This is a genomic window from Frankia gtarii (genome assembly GCF_025403375.1).
GTDB lineage: Bacteria > Actinomycetota > Actinomycetes > Frankiales > Frankiaceae > Frankia > Frankia gtarii.
The window spans coordinates 1-18255 of the sequence record NZ_JAMPTM010000125.1 but is presented as its reverse complement, the minus strand read 5'-3'; the positions used below and the strand labels follow the sequence as shown (position 1 = coordinate 18255).

General features: G+C 70.6%; 16 protein-coding genes and 2 pseudogenes. 11 read left to right on the top strand and 7 right to left on the bottom strand.

The window, feature by feature from the left end; translation table 11 throughout:
* The first annotated feature begins 214 nt into the window (after nt 1-214).
* From NBZ83_RS18265 to NBZ83_RS18255, 3 genes are all read left to right on the top strand, one after another.
* Nucleotides 215-1159 (top strand): hypothetical protein, encoded by a 945-nt coding sequence (locus NBZ83_RS18265; protein WP_261569444.1) that lies wholly within the window; start codon nt 215-217, stop codon nt 1157-1159.
* A 96-nt stretch (nt 1160-1255) separates the two neighbouring features.
* Nucleotides 1256-1552, top strand: coding sequence for a hypothetical protein (locus NBZ83_RS18260; RefSeq protein WP_261569443.1), 297 nt, complete (start codon nt 1256-1258; stop codon nt 1550-1552).
* A 170-nt stretch (nt 1553-1722) separates the two neighbouring features.
* On the top strand, nt 1723-1932 hold the full coding sequence (locus tag NBZ83_RS18255) for a hypothetical protein (protein ID WP_261569442.1): 210 nt from the start codon (nt 1723-1725) through the stop codon (nt 1930-1932).
* Nucleotides 1933-1972: 40 nt separating this feature from the next.
* On the opposite strand, the gene NBZ83_RS18250 is transcribed toward NBZ83_RS18255, so the two are convergent.
* The 3 genes from NBZ83_RS18250 to NBZ83_RS18240 form a co-directional block, all read right to left on the bottom strand.
* Nucleotides 1973-3397, bottom strand: a complete 1425-nt coding sequence (locus tag NBZ83_RS18250) for an ATP-binding protein (RefSeq protein WP_261575466.1) — start codon at nt 3395-3397, stop codon at nt 1973-1975.
* Nucleotides 3398-3701: 304 nt separating this feature from the next.
* On the bottom strand, nt 3702-5201 hold the full coding sequence (locus NBZ83_RS18245) for an MFS transporter (protein ID WP_261575465.1): 1500 nt from the start codon (nt 5199-5201) through the stop codon (nt 3702-3704).
* Nucleotides 5202-5358: 157 nt separating this feature from the next.
* Complete coding sequence (locus NBZ83_RS18240) at nt 5359-6204, bottom strand: alpha/beta hydrolase (RefSeq protein ID WP_498041064.1); 846 nt, start codon at nt 6202-6204, stop codon at nt 5359-5361.
* 67 nt (nt 6205-6271) lie between these two features.
* Between NBZ83_RS18240 and NBZ83_RS18235 the strand changes: the two genes are divergently transcribed.
* A complete protein-coding gene (locus NBZ83_RS18235) occupies nt 6272-6472 on the top strand; it encodes a hypothetical protein (protein ID WP_261575467.1) in 201 nt (66 codons plus the stop codon).
* A gap of 383 nt (nt 6473-6855) precedes the next feature.
* On the opposite strand, the gene NBZ83_RS18230 is transcribed toward NBZ83_RS18235, so the two are convergent.
* Nucleotides 6856-7782, bottom strand: coding sequence for an NAD-dependent epimerase/dehydratase family protein (locus tag NBZ83_RS18230; RefSeq protein ID WP_261569439.1), 927 nt, complete (start codon nt 7780-7782; stop codon nt 6856-6858).
* Between the two features lie 138 nt (nt 7783-7920).
* Here NBZ83_RS18230 and NBZ83_RS18225 point away from each other — a divergent pair, with 138 nt between their 5' ends.
* The 3 genes from NBZ83_RS18225 to NBZ83_RS18215 all read left to right on the top strand — a co-directional run bounded on the left by NBZ83_RS18225 (nt 7921) and on the right by NBZ83_RS18215 (nt 9953).
* Entirely contained in the window at nt 7921-8859 is a 939-nt protein-coding gene (locus NBZ83_RS18225) for an AraC family transcriptional regulator (RefSeq protein ID WP_261569437.1), read from the top strand.
* Nucleotides 8860-9156: 297 nt separating this feature from the next.
* On the top strand, nt 9157-9315 hold the full coding sequence (locus NBZ83_RS18220) for a hypothetical protein (protein WP_261569435.1): 159 nt from the start codon (nt 9157-9159) through the stop codon (nt 9313-9315).
* A 107-nt stretch (nt 9316-9422) separates the two neighbouring features.
* Entirely contained in the window at nt 9423-9953 is a 531-nt protein-coding gene (locus NBZ83_RS18215) for a hypothetical protein (RefSeq protein WP_261569434.1), read from the top strand.
* A 23-nt stretch (nt 9954-9976) separates the two neighbouring features.
* Here the strand turns inward: NBZ83_RS18215 and NBZ83_RS18210 are convergent, their stop codons facing one another.
* From NBZ83_RS18210 to NBZ83_RS18200, 3 genes and pseudogenes are all read right to left on the bottom strand, one after another.
* Nucleotides 9977-10468, bottom strand: coding sequence for a transposase (locus NBZ83_RS18210; RefSeq protein WP_261575463.1), 492 nt, complete (start codon nt 10466-10468; stop codon nt 9977-9979).
* Between the two features lie 11 nt (nt 10469-10479).
* Entirely contained in the window at nt 10480-10773 is a 294-nt protein-coding gene (locus NBZ83_RS18205; protein WP_261569424.1) for a helix-turn-helix domain-containing protein, read from the bottom strand.
* 80 nt (nt 10774-10853) lie between these two features.
* Nucleotides 10854-11596 (bottom strand): annotated as a pseudogene (locus tag NBZ83_RS18200) (IS66 family transposase); the annotation flags it as partial.
* Here NBZ83_RS18200 and NBZ83_RS18195 point away from each other — a divergent pair.
* From NBZ83_RS18195 to NBZ83_RS18180, 4 genes and pseudogenes are all read left to right on the top strand, one after another.
* Nucleotides 11570-12658: pseudogene (locus NBZ83_RS18195) on the top strand (SDR family NAD(P)-dependent oxidoreductase); the annotation flags it as partial. The pseudogenes NBZ83_RS18200 and NBZ83_RS18195 sit on opposite strands and share 27 nt — an antisense overlap.
* A complete protein-coding gene (locus tag NBZ83_RS18190) occupies nt 12639-15113 on the top strand; it encodes an NHL domain-containing protein (protein WP_261575461.1) in 2475 nt (824 codons plus the stop codon). The pseudogene NBZ83_RS18195 and the gene NBZ83_RS18190, both read left to right, overlap by 20 nt.
* A 7-nt stretch (nt 15114-15120) precedes the next feature.
* On the top strand, nt 15121-17298 hold the full coding sequence (locus NBZ83_RS18185) for a serine/threonine-protein kinase (RefSeq protein ID WP_261575460.1): 2178 nt from the start codon (nt 15121-15123) through the stop codon (nt 17296-17298).
* 34 nt (nt 17299-17332) lie between these two features.
* On the top strand, nt 17333-18255 hold a 923-nt coding region (locus NBZ83_RS18180), incomplete at its 3' end, for a serine/threonine-protein kinase (RefSeq protein WP_261575459.1).

Genomic DNA, 18255 nt, shown 5'->3' with positions numbered 1-18255 from the left:
CGGCAGCCCTGGCCCTGCTCGCCCACGCCACCGCTCCGCAGAAGGCAGCTGCTCCGCAGAAGGCAGCCGCACTGCATCAGTAGCCGTGCCGCAGAAGTAGCCGTGCCGCGCCACGGCGCCGAAACCCACACCCACACCCGCACCGCAGCACCGAGGCTGCCGCATGCCCGAAAACAGTGAAGGAACCATGTCCAAGCGAAACATCACGATCACTATGTCGGCTCTTCTGGCGGCCGCAGCCGCCCTGACGGCGGCTGCGCCGGCCAACGCGCTGCCCGCCGGCGGGCCACTGACAGACGTGCGGGTCGCCACCCACTTCGACCTGTCCGCGGGCCAGATGCCGGAGAACATCACCCTGCTGCCCGACGGCACGGCAGACGTCACCTTCGCCGCCAGCCGCCAGGTAGCTCAGATCACCCCGCGGGGCGTGACACGCATCATGGCGACGCTGCCGGCACCCGCCAACGGGGGAGTCAACACGCCGGTCCTCGGCTTCCCCCTGGCCACCGGCATCGTCCATACCTCGGACGGCACCGCGTACGTGCTGTACGCGACCGGCACGGCCGACCTGACGGGGCTGTGGCGGTTGAGCCCCAGGAAGGCCCCGCAGCGCATCGCCGCACTGCCCGCGGGCGGACTGCCCAACGGGCTCGCACTGGACGGGCACAGCGGACAGCTCTACATCACGGACTCGGTGCCCGGCACCGTGTGGACCGTCCCCGTCACCGGCGGCACACCCACCGCCTGGTCCACCGCCCCCGAACTCGCCTCGACCGGCTTTCTCGGAGCCAACGGCGCGAAGGTACACGGCGGCGCCCTGTGGGTGACCAACCTCGACCGGGGCACTCTCCTGCGCATACCGATCCTCTCCGGAAACCGCGCCGGAGCACCGCAGGTCAGGGCATCAGGCCTGGTCGGTATCGATGATTTCGCCTTCACCGGCCGCGGCGACGACGTCCTCGCCGCTGTCAACGGCCCCAACACGGTCGTGCACATCCACTCCGACGGCACCAGCAGCACCGTTCTGGATGCCACCGACGGACTTCAGAACCCCACCTCCGTCGCGCTGCGCGGCGATGACGTGTACGTGCTCAGCGCCGCCTACACCACGGCCACCGACCCCAATCTGCTGCGCGCTCGCCTGCGCGGCCACGGGTAGGACCCCGCCCGGATGACACGAACACAGGAGCACAGACCATAGCTCGCCCGGCGGGCGCACACGTCGCGGCCGACGTTGGCGGCCTGTGAGCGCGGGGTGAAGTCACCGACGTTGGAGACCGCGACGCGCCTGCTGGCGGCGGCGGGCCTCCGGCTCGACGCCGTGCCGGTGCCCTCGTTCGAGGTCGTGGTGGACGGGCGGGGAGGACCGTTCACCGTGCCGGATCGGCTGTCCCGGCTCCCGATCCGGCAGGCGCTGGCACGGGTACGCCTGCCCGTCCATCTGAACTGGTCCGACCCCGATCGGACCTACGACCTTACGGACCGCGGTCACCCGGCGGACCGCGGCGTCCGGACCCACCAGGCCTGCGGAACGCGTGTTCGATTCGGTTGATGAGGTTGCGTGCCGGGCGTTCACTCGGCATCGCCGCTTGCCAGGAGGCGTATGGAGACCGGGCGGATGGTGATTTCGGGGCACTGAACGAAGATCAAAGGGTTCTTATTGTGGTGCGTTAGGTCCACGAGCTGGCCCACCGTGGTCGCCGATCGTTGATCGGCTTCCCGGTGGGCCGCAATGTTTTCCGGGGGGACGACCCCCCGAACCCCCCGAGCGGGCCTGCCGAGGCACGGACCAGATTCTCCATCCTGGCCACGGTGGGGTTGGGCGGCCCGCGCTACCTCACCATCGGACTGGGCACCGACGAGACGCTGGTCGGCGTCGACGATCACAGCACCTGGGCGTACAGGTTCCCCGTCACCGACGTCGAAGAGTGACCAAGCCTCTTCGACATGATCGTGATTAGGTTGGCCGCGGCTACGGGTTCGTCCGCTGGTAGGTGGTGGTTCGTCCTCTGCCGCCGTGCTGGGCGACCAGTCCTCGGCCGCGCAGGTTGCGGAGGGTCTTGCGAAGGTTCGGTCCGGTCAGGCCGAGTTGTTCGGCGAGTTCGTTGACCGTCCTTCCCTGGCCGGTCAGCGCCTGGTAGACGCGTCGTTCCGCGGCGCTCAGCTCGGGCTCGGCGGACGTCGCGTTCGTGACGGTCGTGGGTTGGTGGAGGACGACGGTGAAGCGGATGCCGCTGTCGACGTAGTGGGCTGGGGGTAGACCGTGGTCGGCGAGTGCTTCGGTGACGGTGGGGATGCCGCTGGCGAGGGCTTCGATGACGCGGGCGTCGGTCTGCGGGGACCGGACGTGCTGGCAGATCGCGACGAGCGTGGCGTTGCGGGCCGAGGCCACGGCGTCGCGGCCGAGCCGGTCGACGGTGATGCCGTACAGGCCGCCGGGATTCGACACGACCAGGCGGTCGCGGCGCAGCCGCACCTCGACGGCGAGGCCGGCGGACCAGTGGTCGAGGTCGCGGTGGACGAGTGCGTTGGCGACCAGTTCACGGAAGGCGACCAGCGGGTAGGCGGGGCGGTCGTGGACGGTGCCGTCGGGCTCGGAGACGATGGCGGTGTCGAAGCTGCGCCGGGCCCACAGCAGTGCCGTGTCGAGCATCCTCGGGATCGACCCGCTGATGGTGACCTGGTTGCGGGCACGCGTCGCGGCGGAGTCGATCGGCAGTGGTTGCGCGGCGGCCTGGATGACGTAGCGGGGGAACCACTGCTGGGGGTGGACACCGAGGGCGAGCAGGCCCGCGACGGTGGGCTGCCCGCCGGCGACCGTGACGCCGCCGCGGCGCAGGAGTTCGGCGTTGTCGGGGAAGCGGCCGAGTCCTGCCGGGTCGCGTTCGCGGACGGTGGCGAGGAAGGCGTCGACGAGTTCGGTGTCGAGGTCGTCGACGGTGGCGTCCTCGACCGGTGCGCGGTCGAACAGCGGCGGCCGGCGGGCGGCCAGGAAGCCTTGTTCCTCCACGTCGGACAGCGCGTAGTCGCCGTCGTAGCCACGCAGGTACGCGGTGCCCGTCGCGGTGACGCGGCACGGTTTGGCCGACCGGTCGCACTCGTGGACCCGGGCGACCACGATCGGAGCGCCGTCCACGACCCCGTCGTCGATCGTGAGACGGACCGGAGGTGTGAACGCCCGAGCCTTCGCGGCCAGATCCTGCTTGAGCGTCTGCGGGTCGCCGAGCCCGACCGGGCGGAACCCGGCCTGCTCGTCGGGACCCAGAATGACCGTCCCGCCGCCGGGCTGGTTCGCCAGAGCACTCAGGATCGCGGTCAGCGAGGCGGGCAACCCGCCGGCGGACTTGACTTCCACCTCGGTGGTGTCGCCTCCCGCCGCCCGCAGGCTGGCGATCATCTCACTCACGTCCCTGGCCCCACCCACATGTAACCACGATCGGGTTACATGTGGCGTGGCGGTTACATTTGACGCCGACAGCCGCCGTGCCAGGATCCAACCACCCGAGGAAGATCTGCTGCGGGGTCCCCGCCGCCGCCGGACGGGCGGTTCGAGTCCCCTCACCCTGTAGCCGATCATTGCGATTAACGGTGACCGGATAGTTCCAGGGTGGCTGCGCTCGCGGCTGGCCTAACGCGGCTTTTTACCGCGTCGGCGTGGTGGGCGGGAGGCGCGGCTACGAGATTTCCTGGCGGAGCCGGAGCTACTTGGCGGTGAGGCTCACGTCGTCGGCGGTGCCGCTGGCGGCCACTTCCTCGTCCTCATCGTCGGCAGAAGCTGCTCCGGCCGGGGCGTCGGCGGTCTTGCGACTTTCGAGAAAGAGGGCGACGAAGCCGCCTACGACGGAGAGCGCGCCGGCGAGGACGCCGGCGACCCGGAGGCCGTCAACGATCTCGTCCAGCGTGGGCCCGGGGACCGCGTTGTAGTCGAGGCCGTGGTTGGCGACCGCAACGAGGGCGGCTAGGCCTACGGCGCCGCCGATCTGCTGGGAGGTGGAGGCCACCACCGAGGCGACGCCCTGTTCCATGGGCGCGACGCCCATGCCGGCCGCCGCAAAGATGGCGGTGAAGCCGACGCCGCCGCCGAGGCCCCACAACACCATGCCGGGCAGCATCGACCAGAACGAGCCATCCGCGGTCATGACCACGCAGACGAGGGCCACCCCGCCGCCGTTGGTCACCAGAGCCCCGCCCAGCGTGGCCCGGATGCCGAACCTGTTGAGCAGGACGGCGGTCATTGGGCCACCGACCATCGAGCACGCGCAGAGGGGAAGGAACGCCAAGCCCGCCTGCGTCGGACTGTAGCCGAGGACGGGCTGGAGGTAGGTGGTGAGCACGTAGTACCCGGTGGCGAGGGTGCCCATGAAGAGGAAGGCGACCGCCATGGTCGTGGCCAGTGTGCGGGTGCGCACCAGCCGCAGCGGGAGGAGACCGTCCGGGGTGCGGGCCTCGGCCACCAGTAGGGCGACGAGGAGCACGCCGCCGATCACCATGCTGCCCAGCGCGCGGACCGAGGTCCAGCCGGACTCCGGGCCGCTTGCCAGGCCGAAGACGATGAGCGAGGAGCCCGCGGTGGCGAGCAGCGCGCCGGGCACGTCGAACGCCTTGACGCCGTGCTGGGGCGGCGCGTCGGTCGGCAGCAGTCGCGGCGCGGACAGCAGGGCGATCAGCGTGAGCGGGACGTTGACGAACAGGACGGACTCCCAGCCCCACCAGTCGGTGAACAGACCGCCCAGCAGGGAGCCGGCGGCAAGGCCGCCGCTGCCGACGGCGCCCCAGACGGCCAGGGCGCGGTTACGCTCGGCTCCTTCGGCGAAACCGCTGTAGATCAGGGTGAGGATGGCGGGGAAGAGCAGCGCTCCGCCGACCCCCTGCACGGCGCGCGCGGTCACAAGCAGCCCGGGTTCGGTGGCGAGCCCGCCGGCGAGGGACGAGACGCCGTAGATGGCCACGGCGAACAGGAAGATCCGGCGTGCCCCCAGCCGGTCGACCGCACGGCCGCCGAACAGCAGCATTCCGCCGAAGCCGACGGCGTAGGCGCTCACCACCCATTGCAGCGACTGGGCCGAGAAGTTGAGATCGGCGCCGATATCGGGCAGCGCCACATAAACGATGTTGTAGTCCAGTGCGATGATGAGCTGGGCAAACGCCAGCAGTGCGAGCCTGTGTCCGGACCGCGCCGGCGACCGAGTCGTTGAATTCATCATGAGATCGTCTGACTCCTACCTGGCAGCGGGGAATGCGGCCCGGGGCACGGCAGGCCCGGGGAATTCCGCATCCGCGGTCCGGCAAACAGGCTGAATATCCGAGGCCGAGTTCTGGCCTGTGCGGATTTCAGGCTGGTTCAGGTTTCTGGCTGGTTCAGAGACCGGTCAGGACTCGGACGCGGTCGGCGGTGGCGCGCCGCCCGACATCGGTCTCCGGTCCCAACGCGTCGAACCCGTGGGGCGCCCCGGGGTGCACGTGCAACTCGATGGAAACACCGGCCACCGAGAGTCGACGTGCATACTCGATGCTCTCGTCACGGAAGATGTCGAGCTCGCCCACTTCGACGTAGGCCGGCGGCAGGCCGGTGAGGTCGTCTGCTCGGGCCGGCGCCGCGTACGGTGAGACGTCGGGCCCGCCGCGCGCCGTGCCGAGCAGTGCGCCCCATCCGGTGATGTTGTCGTCGTGGTTCCAGCCCGCGAACGGTGCGATCGCGGGATCGGGCGTCGTGTTGCGATCGTCGAGCATCGGGTAGATCAGGATCTGCTGGGCGAGCGCGGGGCCGCCTCGGTCGCGCGCCAGGAGGGCCACCGCGGCGGCCAGTCCACCGCCTCCGCTGTCGCCCATGACCGCGATCCGTGCAGGGTCGACCCCGAGTTCGACCGCGTGGTCAGCCAACCACCGCAGCGCCGCGTAACAGTCCTCTACCGGCGTGGGATGGGGGTGCTCGGGGGCGAGGCGGTACTCGACCGACAGCATGGGGACACCGGTGGCTGACACGTATCGGGCGACCCACGGATCGTAGAGACCGACACTGCCGAGGATCATTCCGCCGCCATGGAAGTAGAGGACAGCCGGTCCGGGAACAGATGTGCGCGCGGTATACCAACGCAGGGCGATGGTGGCACCATCATGGGCGTTGATCTCGTGATCTGTGGTCGCCACGCCCTCGGGTGCGGGCAAGGCGGCGATCATTTGTGCCAGCGCCGCTTCAATGTTCATCCGCCGGGTCTTCCAGTCACCCGCAGGCGGGGGCTCGACCGCTGGCACGGCTGCCAGGAACGGCCCTATGACCGCTGCGAGCTGGGGATCGAGTGTGAATGTCATGCTGTTCCTTCCATGGGTGGTCCTGCTGGCCACCGACGTTGCCTTCGAAGAAGGCATGGATCTGGTGAGGGCGCCCGCCGCTGGAAATACTGGCATCGCACCTGTTGCAGCGGCCATGCCTGTTCCGTGGCATCCGAATTGCCGCAAGAACCGGCCTTGCTGACGGGCACCGACCGGGGCCGTCAGGCTGAAACCGAGGCCGACCGACGCCTGGGACTGTGTACAGCCAAGCCTGCCGTGTTGCGGCGGAGACGAGGTAAGGGGCGCGGCGCATAGGATCGCTGACAGCGTTGGTATGGCCTGGCCCACCGACGGTTCGGCTATCACATAGATATATTGGCCCGATCGAACGGTATCTGGCACGTAACCGCAGGCTGAGGGCGACTGCCTCGGAGCATGTTCGGGCCGGGCTATTGGTGGGCGTGCGCGAGCCGTGTACTCCGCGTCTGGATGACGGGAGTGCGATGATTGCTCCTTGGACTGGCGGGCGCTACAGGCGCACCACAGCCGGGGCTGGAGAGTGCCGCACCCGTGGCCGCGATCCCGCTACGCGGATCTCGTTATGGCATTGGCGGTTTCGATCAGAACGTCGTCGAGGGGGGTCGGCTTGAGGTCGAATGTCCGCGCGGCCAGCGAGGCGTCCAGGACGGAGGGCCGCTGGTAGAGGTACTGCATCTCCGGAACCTCCGCCATGATCGGATCGGAGATGGCCAGGTTGTGCAGGTCCAGCGGCGACATATTGGCCAGTTGGGGAACGGGCGCACCGGTCAGATCGGCGAACCGCACCGCTATCTCGCGCACCGAGCCGTCGGAAATGGGAGGCACGTGCCAGGCCCGCCCCCACGCCTGGTCGTCCCTGCTGACGGCGACGAGCATACGGGCCACATCACCGGGGTAGCCCCAGCTGTGCGCCGCGTCCAGGTCCGCCGGGATGTGGACCGGATTGCCGGCCAGCACGGACGGCGCGACCATCAGGTTGAACATCGACACCGATCCGGGGCCAATGAAGTCGCCGGGTCGCACCTCGGCGAAACGGATCCGCCCTTGTTCGTGGGCGGTGATGGCGTCCTGCCACATCTGCGCCCGAACCCGGCCCTTGATGGTGGTTGGAGACATAGGAAGGTCCTCGGTCATCACCCCGAAGACGGGGCCGTACCCGTACGTGTTGCTGAGGTTGATGTAGCGTGCGCCGCTGCGTTCGGCCGCGGCCAGCAGCGCGGCTGCCAGCGCCGGAGTCTCGATCGGCAACATGTTGTAGGCCGGCGATGCACAGTTGAAGAGCGTGACAGCGCCCTGGGCCAGCTCGATCAATAGGGCGGCGTCGCTGGCGTCCGCGGCGATACGTTCGATCAGCGGGTGCTCCGGCCCGCCGCCGCGTCGGCTGAGTATGCGCACGCGGTCACCGGACTCGGCGAGCAGGCGTGCGGTGGCTGTTCCGGAGTGGTTGGCTCCGACGACAACGTGAAGTGACATCGAGATCCATTCATGAGTCACGGGCGATCTGCGGTCGGCCTGGACTTCGACCGTACGTCCCCTGTTGAAGACGGTGAATGGCTTGCGGTCTATATTTCATGTCCTAGCGTCTAGAGAGGCTACGGATAAGGTCTTGATATGGACCTGCTCAGCGACCTGCTCTCCGCCATGCGCACCGGACAGCCATACGCGGGGCGGACCACGTCCCGAGCCCCCTGGGGAGTGCTCTTCCCGGTCGGGGACGTCGCGGCGTGCCACGTGGTCCTGCAAGGCTCGTGCTGGCTCATCCCCCAACACGGCGCCCCGCTGGCGCTCGGCGTCGGCGACGTGGTGTTCACGCCGCACGGAGACGCGCACGCACTCGTCGACCAGCCCGGCAGTCCCACGATCGACTTCCACCCCGAGTCCGGAGACGGGTCGACCATCAGGGAGATGACCATCCCCGGCGTGGGCGCCACCACGGAAATGCTGTGCGCCTCCTACAGCTTCGACCAGGCCCGCCCGCACCCACTGCTCCACGGCCTGCCCCAGGTCGTCCACCTACCCGCCCGGGTCGGACACCATCCCGATCTCCGCGCCGCCGTCGACCTCATGGGCAACGAACTGCGGCAGCCCCGCGCCGGTACGGAGGCCATCGTGCCCGCGCTCATCGACATGCTGCTGCTCTACGTCCTGCGCGCTTGGCTAGAAGAACAGTCCGGACACGCCATGACCGGCTGGGTCATGGCACTGAACGACCCGGCAATCTCAACGGCGCTGCACCACATCCATCGCCACCCCGGGCGCCTGTGGACCGTCGAAGACCTGGCCAGGGAGGCCGGACTGTCACGCGCGGCCTTCGCCAAGCGGTTCGCCACCATCGTCGGTCAGCCCCCGCTGGCGTACCTGACCTGGTGGCGGATGACGACCGCGGCACGACTGCTGCGCGAGTCCAAGGCCCCGCTGAGCGCAGTCGCCGAACGCTGTGGCTACAGCTCGGAATTCGCGTTCGCCAAAGCATTCAAACGTGAGTTCGGCAGTGCGCCCGGCAGGTACCGGCGCCACGGACAGCCCAGCCAAGATCTATTCGAGAACTGAATGGTGGGGCCCGCAAGGACCGATCCCGGTCACCAGGCGGGCCGGAGCCTCCGGAACTACCAGGCCTTCGGAACGCATGTTCGATTCAGTTGTCGATGTCGCCAGCTGGGCGATCACCGGGCATCGTCCCTGGTCAGGACTCGCGAGAAGACCGGGCGGACGGTGATTTCAGGATTCTGAACCAAGATCAAGCGGTTCTTATTGTGGTGCGTTAGGTCCACCACGTCACGGCCATGCGAACCACCTCCGCCTCGCCGAGGTACTTTTGGGCAGCGGAGACCCGCGGACGGCGCCGGTGTGGACGTCTTCCGCGGCAGCGCCGTCGGTGCCAGTGTGGTGGGATTCTTCGTGACGGCGGATCCGGGCAAGCGTGACGTGGAGGTCAAGGTCCTGATCGACTGCACCGTCGACGAGATCGAGCGTGTGCGGCGGCTACTCGACGACCTCTGGCGATAATGGGGATGTGACCGTCGATCTTCGTGACAGCCGGATCGCCGAGGGTCCTCCGAGACCCTCGTCGTCTACCGCCAGCAAATCAACGGCTCAGGACACCAGGTACCCCTATGAGCATCAGGATTCTTGCGTCACGCACGTCGCCAGCCATCGTCTCCTTGCTGGCGACGGTGTTGTTTTCTGCCTGCGGAGAGGACACTGAGGAGGCGTCGGCTGGGCGTCATCTGACCGCCGTCGAGGTGGGGAACCGGGCAACGCCAACCCGGGCTTCAGACCTTGGCCGGATCGAGCTGAGTGGCAGCATCAGGACGGTGCTCGACGCGTCGTGCGTCTCCAGCCCGCCGAACGCGCCGTGTCCGAGCGAGGATCCGCCATCCAGAACTCTCGTGGTGGTCGACGGCAGGGAAGTAGCCGTGGCCGCCAACGGCGACTTCCTGCTGAGCGGCGTTCCTGTTGGTCAGGTCGAGGTCTCGGTCATCTGGCCCGACGGGACGCCGAGGAGCACGACGAAGGTAACGATCGACGGAAAGGATGCCATCCTTTTGCTGACTACTGACGCCGATCGCGCGCCGTTGCGGGCCGAGACTCTCTCCTACGAAGAGCTTCCGCCCGGTGCGCGGCCCGCTACCGACGATTACTGACGTTGAACTCGTGGGGTGATGGGTTACGGGGGTTCAAGGTGGAGGCCGGTCCCGGCCAGGAACCCTCGTAGCAGAGCGGGGCGGTGCTGGATCCGTGTGAGTGCGGTCCGGATGGCTGCGATCAGCTGTTCCACGCGGGTGACGGCGAGGTTGGCCGGCGGCCCGGTCTTCGGACAGGTCCACACCGACTCCACCGGGTTGATCTTGGGAGCGTTGGCGGGAAGCCAGTGCACGCTCAGCCAGTCGGTGTGGTCGTCGATGAACTGCTGGGTGCGTCGGGCGTGATGGCCGGGCAGGTTGTCCCACACCACCACGATCTTCCCGTCGAGCTGGTGGTGGGCTGCGGTCAGGAACCGGGCGATGGACCGCCGTGCGGACACGGTCATGACCGGCATGACCGGGGTGTGGCCGTGGCGGGCCCAGGTCCGTGCCTTCGGGGGTCTCCGTGCCTGGCCGGCCTCGTCGACGAAGCAGATCCAGCCGCCGGTCCCCGCGGTTTTTTTACCTGCGTCCATCCCTCCTGCCGTCAGGTCGCCACCGCCGCCTCGTCACGTTCAGCGGCCCGGTGCGTGGGAGGCTGGGTGGTGTAGTCCATGCGGTGCAGTAGTTTCGCGACACCGGTCAGCGTGTAGGACTGCCCGAACAGCCGGTTGATCAGGATGGCGGCCCGGTTCAGGGTCCAGCGCTGGTCGCCGGTCCAGCCGTGGGCGCCCGGGCCCCGGTCGAGTTCGGCGGCCAGCCGGTCACGTTGCCGGTCATCGAGGCGGCAGTGGGAGGCCGGCCCGGTCGAGCGCAACGCCGCCGGGCCCACGGTCCGCATCCGTCAGGCCGCCGCCGTCGGGGTACCTCATGTGCCGGGTGCTACCCGCGGGATTCCATCATCACCCCACGCATTCAACGTCAGTAGGCGGCGAGAGCGGGTGCGGGGCTGGCCGCGCGCGGGACCGGCATCCAGGGTTTGCCGGCGAGGGCGAGGCGGATGGCGTCGATGGCGGTCAGGCCGTGGTCGCGGGCGGAGACGAGGTAGGAGCGCACGCGTAGGTAGGCGGCGAGGGTGCTGGGTGTGTGCCAGTAGCCCGAGACGGCCTGGTGCCGTTTCGGGAGCCTGATCGCCTGCTCGGCGGGGTTGTTGGTCCAGAGGATCTTGAAGTCGGTGGTGAAGAGCCAGACCTGGTCGGCCTTCGCGGCGAGCCGGCGGGCCAGGACCAGGCCGGGGTGGTTCTTCTCGTCGGTTCAGGGCCGGGACATGTTCGTCAGTTCGCCGACACGGACGTCGGCGTCGTAGCGGGCGCGCAGCGCGTCGATCGTCTCCTGGCCGAGGCGGCTCTTCCCGGCGGCGCGGGCGGTGGCGACCAGCCCGTTCGCCTCGCGGAGCAGGTCGATGAGCCGGCCGGCCCACTTCTCCGACGTTCGGCGCGAGCATCAGCACCGCCCGCAACGTCCGGATGAGGTGCTGGCAGCACAGCTGCACGCCGGCGATGGTGCCAGCCGGCATAGTCGTCCCAGGCCAGGTAGCCGTGCCAGCCGTCGAGGACCTCGGTGCCGGCGATCGCCTCGGACGAGCGCGAGCCGATCGCCGCGTACCAGACGAGCCCGGGGCCCGGGGTCCGGATCGCGAGCAGGTGCGGGCTGCCCGACGGGCCCGGACCCCGGTGTCGGTGGATCTGCCCGGGGCGATCGCGGTCCAGCTCGACGTCACCGATCCGGCCTCGATCGCGGCGGCGGTCGCCGCGACCGGGGATGCGACGGTGCTGATCAACAACGCCGGGATCGCCAACGGGGCGTCGCTGGAGTCGGGGGCGATCGCGGACATCCGGGCGCATATGGACGTGCAGTACTTCGGCACCCTGGAGGTGACGCGGGCGTTCGCGCCGCAGCTGGTGGCGGCCGGGGCCGGGGCCGTGGTCAACATCCTGTCCGCGGCGTCCTGGTTCAGTGAGCCGTCCATCGCACCGTACGCGGCGTCCAAGGCGGCGCAGTGGTCGCTGACCAATGCGCAGCGGATCTGGCTGGCCGGGCAGGGCACCGCGGTCACGGGGGTGCACATCGGGTTGATGGACACGGACATGACCCGCGGGATCGACCTGCCCAAGCTGGACCCGGCGTCCGCCGCGAAGATCACGCTGGACGGCGTGCAGGCCGGGGCGTTCGAGATCCTGGTGGACGAGACCAGCGTGCAGTTGCTGGCCGGGCTGTCCGGTGGGGTGGCGGCGATCTATCCGACTGGCCGGGCCGGGGCCGGATCGGTGGATCACCAACACCGCCCCTGGTGCGCCCGAGACCGCGGTCAGACCTTCAGGAGCGCCTCCGCGACCTTGTCCGGATGCGTCATGGACGGCGAGCGAGACATCGAGGTCTCCGACGAGAACCGCGAGGAGACACTCGCCTATCAGCGGATGATGACGTACATCCAGACGCTTCACGATGCCGAGGACTTCAGCCCGTCTGACCGCGTGCCGATCGGTGGCGGCATCACGGCGCCACCGCCGCCCGTCCCACCGGCGGCCGGCCGCAGGCACGCGTGGGGGTGGCAAACAGGCGACAAGCGTCCCGCGCGCGGAGATCCGTTGTGTCATGGTGTGGTCCCCTCGTGGGGTACCGGCGGAAAGTGGGCGCGACATCGCGCGGGTCAGCGTGCGCCGGACATGGACGACGTGGTGCTGGGGACGCGACCGAGGAGGGGACATGCCGGCAGTCGATCGTGACAGCGTCATCGCCGCGCTGCCCGACTACACCGTCGGTCGGGAACTTGGGATGGGCGGGTACGGCCGGGTGCTCGCCGGGCATCACCATCCGCTCAACCGCGACGTCGCCATCAAGATCCTCTCGCTGCGGGCGGCCCACGGGGAGAGCACGACGGAGGACTTCCGCACCGAGGGCCGCCTGCTGAGCCGGCTTGACCATCCGCACATCGCCCAGGTCTATGACTTCGTCTCGCGCGGCGACGTCCGCCTGCTGGTGATGGAGCTGCTCTCCGGCGGCAGCCTGACCCGCCAGCACCTGTCCGGGCCCGACGCCTGCGCGGTCGGCCTCGCCGTCGCGGACGCGCTCGTGCAGGCGCACGGGCTCGGCGTGCTGCACCGGGACATCAAGCCGGACAACATCCTGTTCACCACCGCCGGCCAGCCCAAGCTGACCGACTTCGGTATCGCCAGGATGTTCGACGACCCGGCGACCGTCGCCCGCGGCGTCATCGGCACCCCCCGGTACATGGCCCCCGAGCAGATCCGCGAGGCCGAGCTCGGCCCGGCGACCGACCTGTACGCCCTCGGTGTGACCCTGTACGAGCTGATGACCGGCGGCCCGCTGTTCCCGCCGGAGCTGTCGGTCCCGGAGCTGCTGCGCCACCACTGCGAGGTGCCGGCGCCGGTTCCCGTCGCCGTGCCCGAGCCGATCGGCCGGGTGGTGCTGCGCGCCCTGGCGAAGGATCCGGCGGCACGGCCCCCGTCCGCCCGCGTCTTCGCCGCCGACCTCGCCGCCGCCGCCCGGGTCGTGTACGGGCCCGGCTGGCTGCACCGCGCCGGCGTCGTCGTTCGGGTCATCGAGGACGCCGGGGATCCCCCGACGGCGACCGCCGCGGGGCCCGCGACCACCGTGGCGGCCGGGGTCACGGCGGATGCCGAACTGACCCGGCGGGTGGGGACACCGATGCCGATGCCGCTGGCGGCGTACGGCCCGGGTGGGTCGGCGGCGGTGCCCTGGTACGGGGCCGAGTCGGGTGACGGCGGCGGCCTCGGCCCGACAGGCGTCCTGGTATCTCCTCCCCAGCCGGGCGGTGCGGGCCCGGACGGTTCGGAATCCGACGGTTCGGAATCCGACGGTTCGGAATCCGACGGGTCGGAATCCGACGGGTCGGAATCCGACGGGTCGGCGGGCGAGGTGTCCCGCGCCGGCACGCCGACGCGCGTGCGCCGCCGATGGCGCCGGCCGGCGGCGGCCGCCACCGGGGTGCTGGCCCTGGTCGCGGCGACGAGCCTCTATCTGACCTGGGGCGGTTCCTCGTCGTCGGTGTCGCGGCCGACCGTCTCCGGACTGCTCCCGACGCCAAGATCACCGCAGGTCACCGGCGATCCGGGGGCCCGGATCCTGCCGGTTGCCGGCACCGGGGCCAAGGGCAGCCCCGTCGACGGCGCGCTCGCGCTGCGGACCAGTCTCGGTGATCCGTTCGGCCTCACCGCCGACGCGTTCGGCAACCTGTACTTCGCCGACTTCGGCAGCAGCCGGGTGATGCGGATCAACGCCGCCGGGGTCATCACGACCGTCGCCGGCACCGGCGTCGCGGGGTTCTCCGGCGACGGTGGCCCGGCCGTCGCCGCCCAACTCAACCAGCCGGCGGGGATCGCGCTGGACAACCGCGGCGACCTCTACATCGCCGACACGTTCAACCACCGCATCCGCCGGGTCGACCCGCGGGGGATCATCACCACCGTCGCCGGGATCAATGACCACTTCATCGTCGGCGACCCCGTCGGTTACTCCGGCGCCGGCGCCGGCGACGGCGGCCCGGCGATCGCGGCCCCGTTGTCCTACCCGACCGCGGTCGCCACGGACGACGCCGGTGACCTGTTCATCGCCGACCAGGGCGAGAACCGGATCCGCAAGGTCGACGCCCACGGCATCATCAGCACCTTCGCCGGGTCCAGCGGCCGGGGTTCGTTCGGCGACGGCGGCCCGGCGACGGATGCCCTGCTCGACCTCCCGTTCGGCGTCGCCGCGGACGCCGCGGGCGACGTCTACATCGCCGACACCGACAACTCCCGCATCCGCCGGGTCGACGCCCACGGCGTCATCACCACCGTCGCCGGTAACAGGCTGCGCGGCTTCGCCGGCGACGGCGGCCCGGCGGTGAAGGCGTCCCTGCAGGACCCCCGCGGCATCGCGGTGGACGCCGCCGGCAACCTCTACATCACCGACCGGGGGAACAGCCGCATCCGCAAGGTCGACACCCGCGGCATCATCACCACTCTCGCCGGCTCCGGCCGCTCCGGCTCCGCTGGGGACGGCGGCCCGGCGGGCAACGCCGAGCTGGGCCGGCCGGACGGCGCAGTCGGCGTCGACCACGAGGGCAACGTGTTCTTCTCCGACCGGGCCACCAGGCGGGTCCGGGTGGTGGTGCCGTCGCATCCTCTCCCCTCGACGCCCGCGTCCACGAGAGGGTGAACGGCCCGTGCCAGTGATCGACCGTGACCGGGTGATCGCCGCCCTGCCCGGCTACACGGTGGGGGAGGAGCTGGGTTCCGGCGGCTACGGGCTGGTCCTCGCCGGCCGGCATCTGGACCTCGGCCGCGACGTCGCCGTCAAGGTGCTGTCGACCGCCGCCGCCGGCCGGCCCGACGTGGCCGCCGGGTTTCGCACCGAGGCCCGGTTGCTGGGCCGGCTCGAACATCCGCACATCGTGCAGATCTACGACTACGTCGACCACGGCGACCTCTGCCTGCTGGTGATGGAGCTGCTCTCCGGCGGCACCCTCACCCGCCAGCAGCTCGGCCAGCAGTCCGCCTGCGCCGTCGCCCTGGCCGTCGCCGACGGGCTCGCCGCCGCCCACGAGGCCGGGGTGCTGCACCGGGACGTGAAACCGGACAACGTCCTGTTCACCGTGACCGGTCAGCCGAAGCTCACCGACTTCGGCATCGCGAAGATCTTCGACGGCACCGCGTCCACCGCCAGCCGGGTGGTGGGCACCGGCCGGTACATGGCCCCCGAGCAGATCCTCGGCGGGCGGCTGAGCCCCGCGACCGACCTGTACTCGCTCGGGGTGCTGCTCTATGAGCAGCTCACCGGGGGGCCGATGTACGGCCCGGGGCTGTCCATCACCGACCTGTTCCGCCACCACCGCGAGGTCATGCCGGCGCCGCCGCCGGGGGTGCCCGAACCGGTGGCCCGGGTGGTGATGCGGGCGCTGGCCAAACAGCCGCAGCAGCGCCAGCCGAACGCCCGGGTCTTCGGCCACGCGCTCGCGCTGGCCGCGCTCCAGGCGTATGGCCGGGACTGGGCCGCCGGCACCGGGATCGTCCTGCACCTGCCCGACGAGCTGCGCGAGCCGACCCGGCATCGCCCACGCCGGTCCCGGATCCCCGCCGGCGCCGGCGGGACCGGGGTCGACTGGTGGGGCTCGGACGGGCCGGGGGAGCACCGTCGCCGGCCGCGCCGGCGGGTCTGGCTCCCGGCCGCCGTCGTCGTCGTGCTGGCCGTCGCCGGCGGGATCACGTTCGCGGCCACCGGCGGCTCCGGAGCCGAACCGCTGCCGGCCTGGGTACCGAGGACGCTGGCGGTCGGGCAGATCGGGGGGGCCGTCGGCACGGGAAACGACGGGTTCTCCGGCGACGGCGGCCCGGCCGCCGGCGCCGGGCTGAACAAGCCGGCCGCGATGGCCGTCGACGCCGCCGGCAACCTCTACATCGTCGACCAGAGCAACCAGCGGGTCCGCCGGGTCGACCGCGACGGCGTCATCACGACCGTGGCCGGCAACGGCATCAGGGGGTTCACCGGCGACGGCGGTCCGGCCATCCGGGCGGAGCTCGCCGATCCCGCGGGCATCGCCGTCGACGCCGCCGGCGACATCTACATCTCCGACCAGGGCAACCAGCGGGTCCGGCGGGTGAACCCGGCCGGAGTGATCATCACCTTCGCCGGCACCGGCGTCAGGGGGTTCTCCGGGGAGAACGACCCGAAGATCGGGGGATTCTCCGGCGACGGTGTGCTCGCCCGGCAGGCCGAGCTCGACGAGCCGAACGCGTTGTGGGTCGACCGGGCCGGCAACGTGTACATCTGCGATGGTACGAACGACCGGATCCGGAAGGTCAACACCGCCGGGGTCATCTCGACGGTCGTCGGTTCCGGCGGAGATGGGTTCGGCGGCGACGGCGGGCCCGCGACCGCCGCCCGGCTGCAATACCCCGAGAGCCTCGCGGTGGACGCAGCGGGCACCATGTACGTGGCCGACCAGGGTAACAACCGGGTGCGTCGGATCGACACCTACGGGATCATCACCACCGTCGCCGGCACCGGCGCCATGGGGTTCTCCGGCGACGGCGGACCGGCCACCAGGGCGGCGATCCACACGATCGGCGCGGGGGTGACGCTCGACGACGCCGGCAACATCTACCTGGCGGACCCCCAGGTCAGCCGGATCCGGCGGATCGACACCCACGGCATCATCACGACCATCGCCGGTACCGGGGTGTCTGGCACCGCGGGGAACGGCCAGCGGGCCCTCGACGCCGCACTCGAGTATCCCGCGCACCTCCTGTTCTACAAGGGCTATCTGTTGGTGTCCGAGGTGAACGGCTCGCGGATCCTGGCCATCGCGCTGGGGCCGGCATCCCAGGTGGCCCACCGCCGATGAGCGTCCGGCGCCGGGCGGCGGGGAAGGGGGGCCGGTGGTAGCCGTCGACCGCGACCGGGTACGGGCCGCACTGCCCGGTTACACCATCGGCGGCCAGCTCGGCACCGGCAGTTCGGGGCTGGTGCTGGCCGGGCACCACCGGGACCTCGACCGGCCGGTCGCGATCAAGGTGCTGTCCACGGCCGCCACCGACCCGGCGGCGGTGGACGCCTTCCGCGCCGAGGCCCAGATGTTGGGCCGGCTGGACCATCCGCACATCGTCCGCATCCACGACTTCGTCGTCCGAGACGACCTGTGCCTGCTGGTGATGGAGCTGCTGCCCGGTGGGCCGGTGGGCCGGCGCCGGCTCAGCCCGCCGGCGGCGTGCGCGGTGGGGCTCGCGGTGGCCCACGCGCTGTCACAGGCCCACCGGTTCGGCATTGCACACCGTGACGTGAAACCGGCCAACATCCTGTTCACCGGCTCCGGCCTGCCGAAGCTCACCGACTTCGGCATCGCGAAGATCCTCGAGGGGACGGCCGGCGAGGCCAGCCGGCTCGCCGGCACCCCCCGCTACATGGCCCCCGAACAGATCCGCCGCGGCTGGCTCAGCCCCGCCACCGACGTCTACGGGCTCGGCGTGGTGCTCCACGAGCTACTGCGCGGCGAGTCGATGTTCCCCCGTGACCTGCCGGTGTCCGAGCTGTTCCGCTGGCATCTGGAGGTCGAGCCGCCACCGCTGCCCGCCGTCCCGCCGGTCCTCGGTGAGGTGGTGGCGCGGGCACTGGCCAAGGATCCCGCTGCGCGCCACCCGACCGGCCTGGACCTCGCCCGCGAGCTGGCTGTGGCGGCCGGCGCCGCATTCGGCCCGCGGTGGCTGCACGACTGCGGCGTCACCGTGCGGGTCGTCGACGATCTCGTGGAGCAGCCGCCGCCCCGGGCCGACCGGCACCTGGCCGGCCCGACCTCTCTCCCGAC

Coding starts and splice junctions, on each gene's coding strand:
- NBZ83_RS18265 (WP_261569444.1), top strand. CDS start 215: ATGTCGGCTCTTCTGGCGGCCGCAGCCGCCCTGACGGCGGCTGCGCCG.
- NBZ83_RS18250 (WP_261575466.1), bottom strand. CDS start 3,397: ATGATCGCCAGCCTGCGGGCGGCGGGAGGCGACACCACCGAGGTGGAA.
- NBZ83_RS18245 (WP_261575465.1), bottom strand. CDS start 5,201: ATGAATTCAACGACTCGGTCGCCGGCGCGGTCCGGACACAGGCTCGCA.
- NBZ83_RS18240 (WP_498041064.1), bottom strand. CDS start 6,204: ATGAACATTGAAGCGGCGCTGGCACAAATGATCGCCGCCTTGCCCGCA.
- NBZ83_RS18235 (WP_261575467.1), top strand. CDS start 6,272: ATGACCGCTGCGAGCTGGGGATCGAGTGTGAATGTCATGCTGTTCCTT.
- NBZ83_RS18230 (WP_261569439.1), bottom strand. CDS start 7,782: ATGTCACTTCACGTTGTCGTCGGAGCCAACCACTCCGGAACAGCCACC.
- NBZ83_RS18225 (WP_261569437.1), top strand. CDS start 7,921: ATGGACCTGCTCAGCGACCTGCTCTCCGCCATGCGCACCGGACAGCCA.
- NBZ83_RS18215 (WP_261569434.1), top strand. CDS start 9,423: ATGAGCATCAGGATTCTTGCGTCACGCACGTCGCCAGCCATCGTCTCC.
- NBZ83_RS18210 (WP_261575463.1), bottom strand. CDS start 10,468: ATGGACGCAGGTAAAAAAACCGCGGGGACCGGCGGCTGGATCTGCTTC.
- NBZ83_RS18205 (WP_261569424.1), bottom strand. CDS start 10,773: ATGCGGACCGTGGGCCCGGCGGCGTTGCGCTCGACCGGGCCGGCCTCC.
- NBZ83_RS18190 (WP_261575461.1), top strand. CDS start 12,639: ATGCCGGCAGTCGATCGTGACAGCGTCATCGCCGCGCTGCCCGACTAC.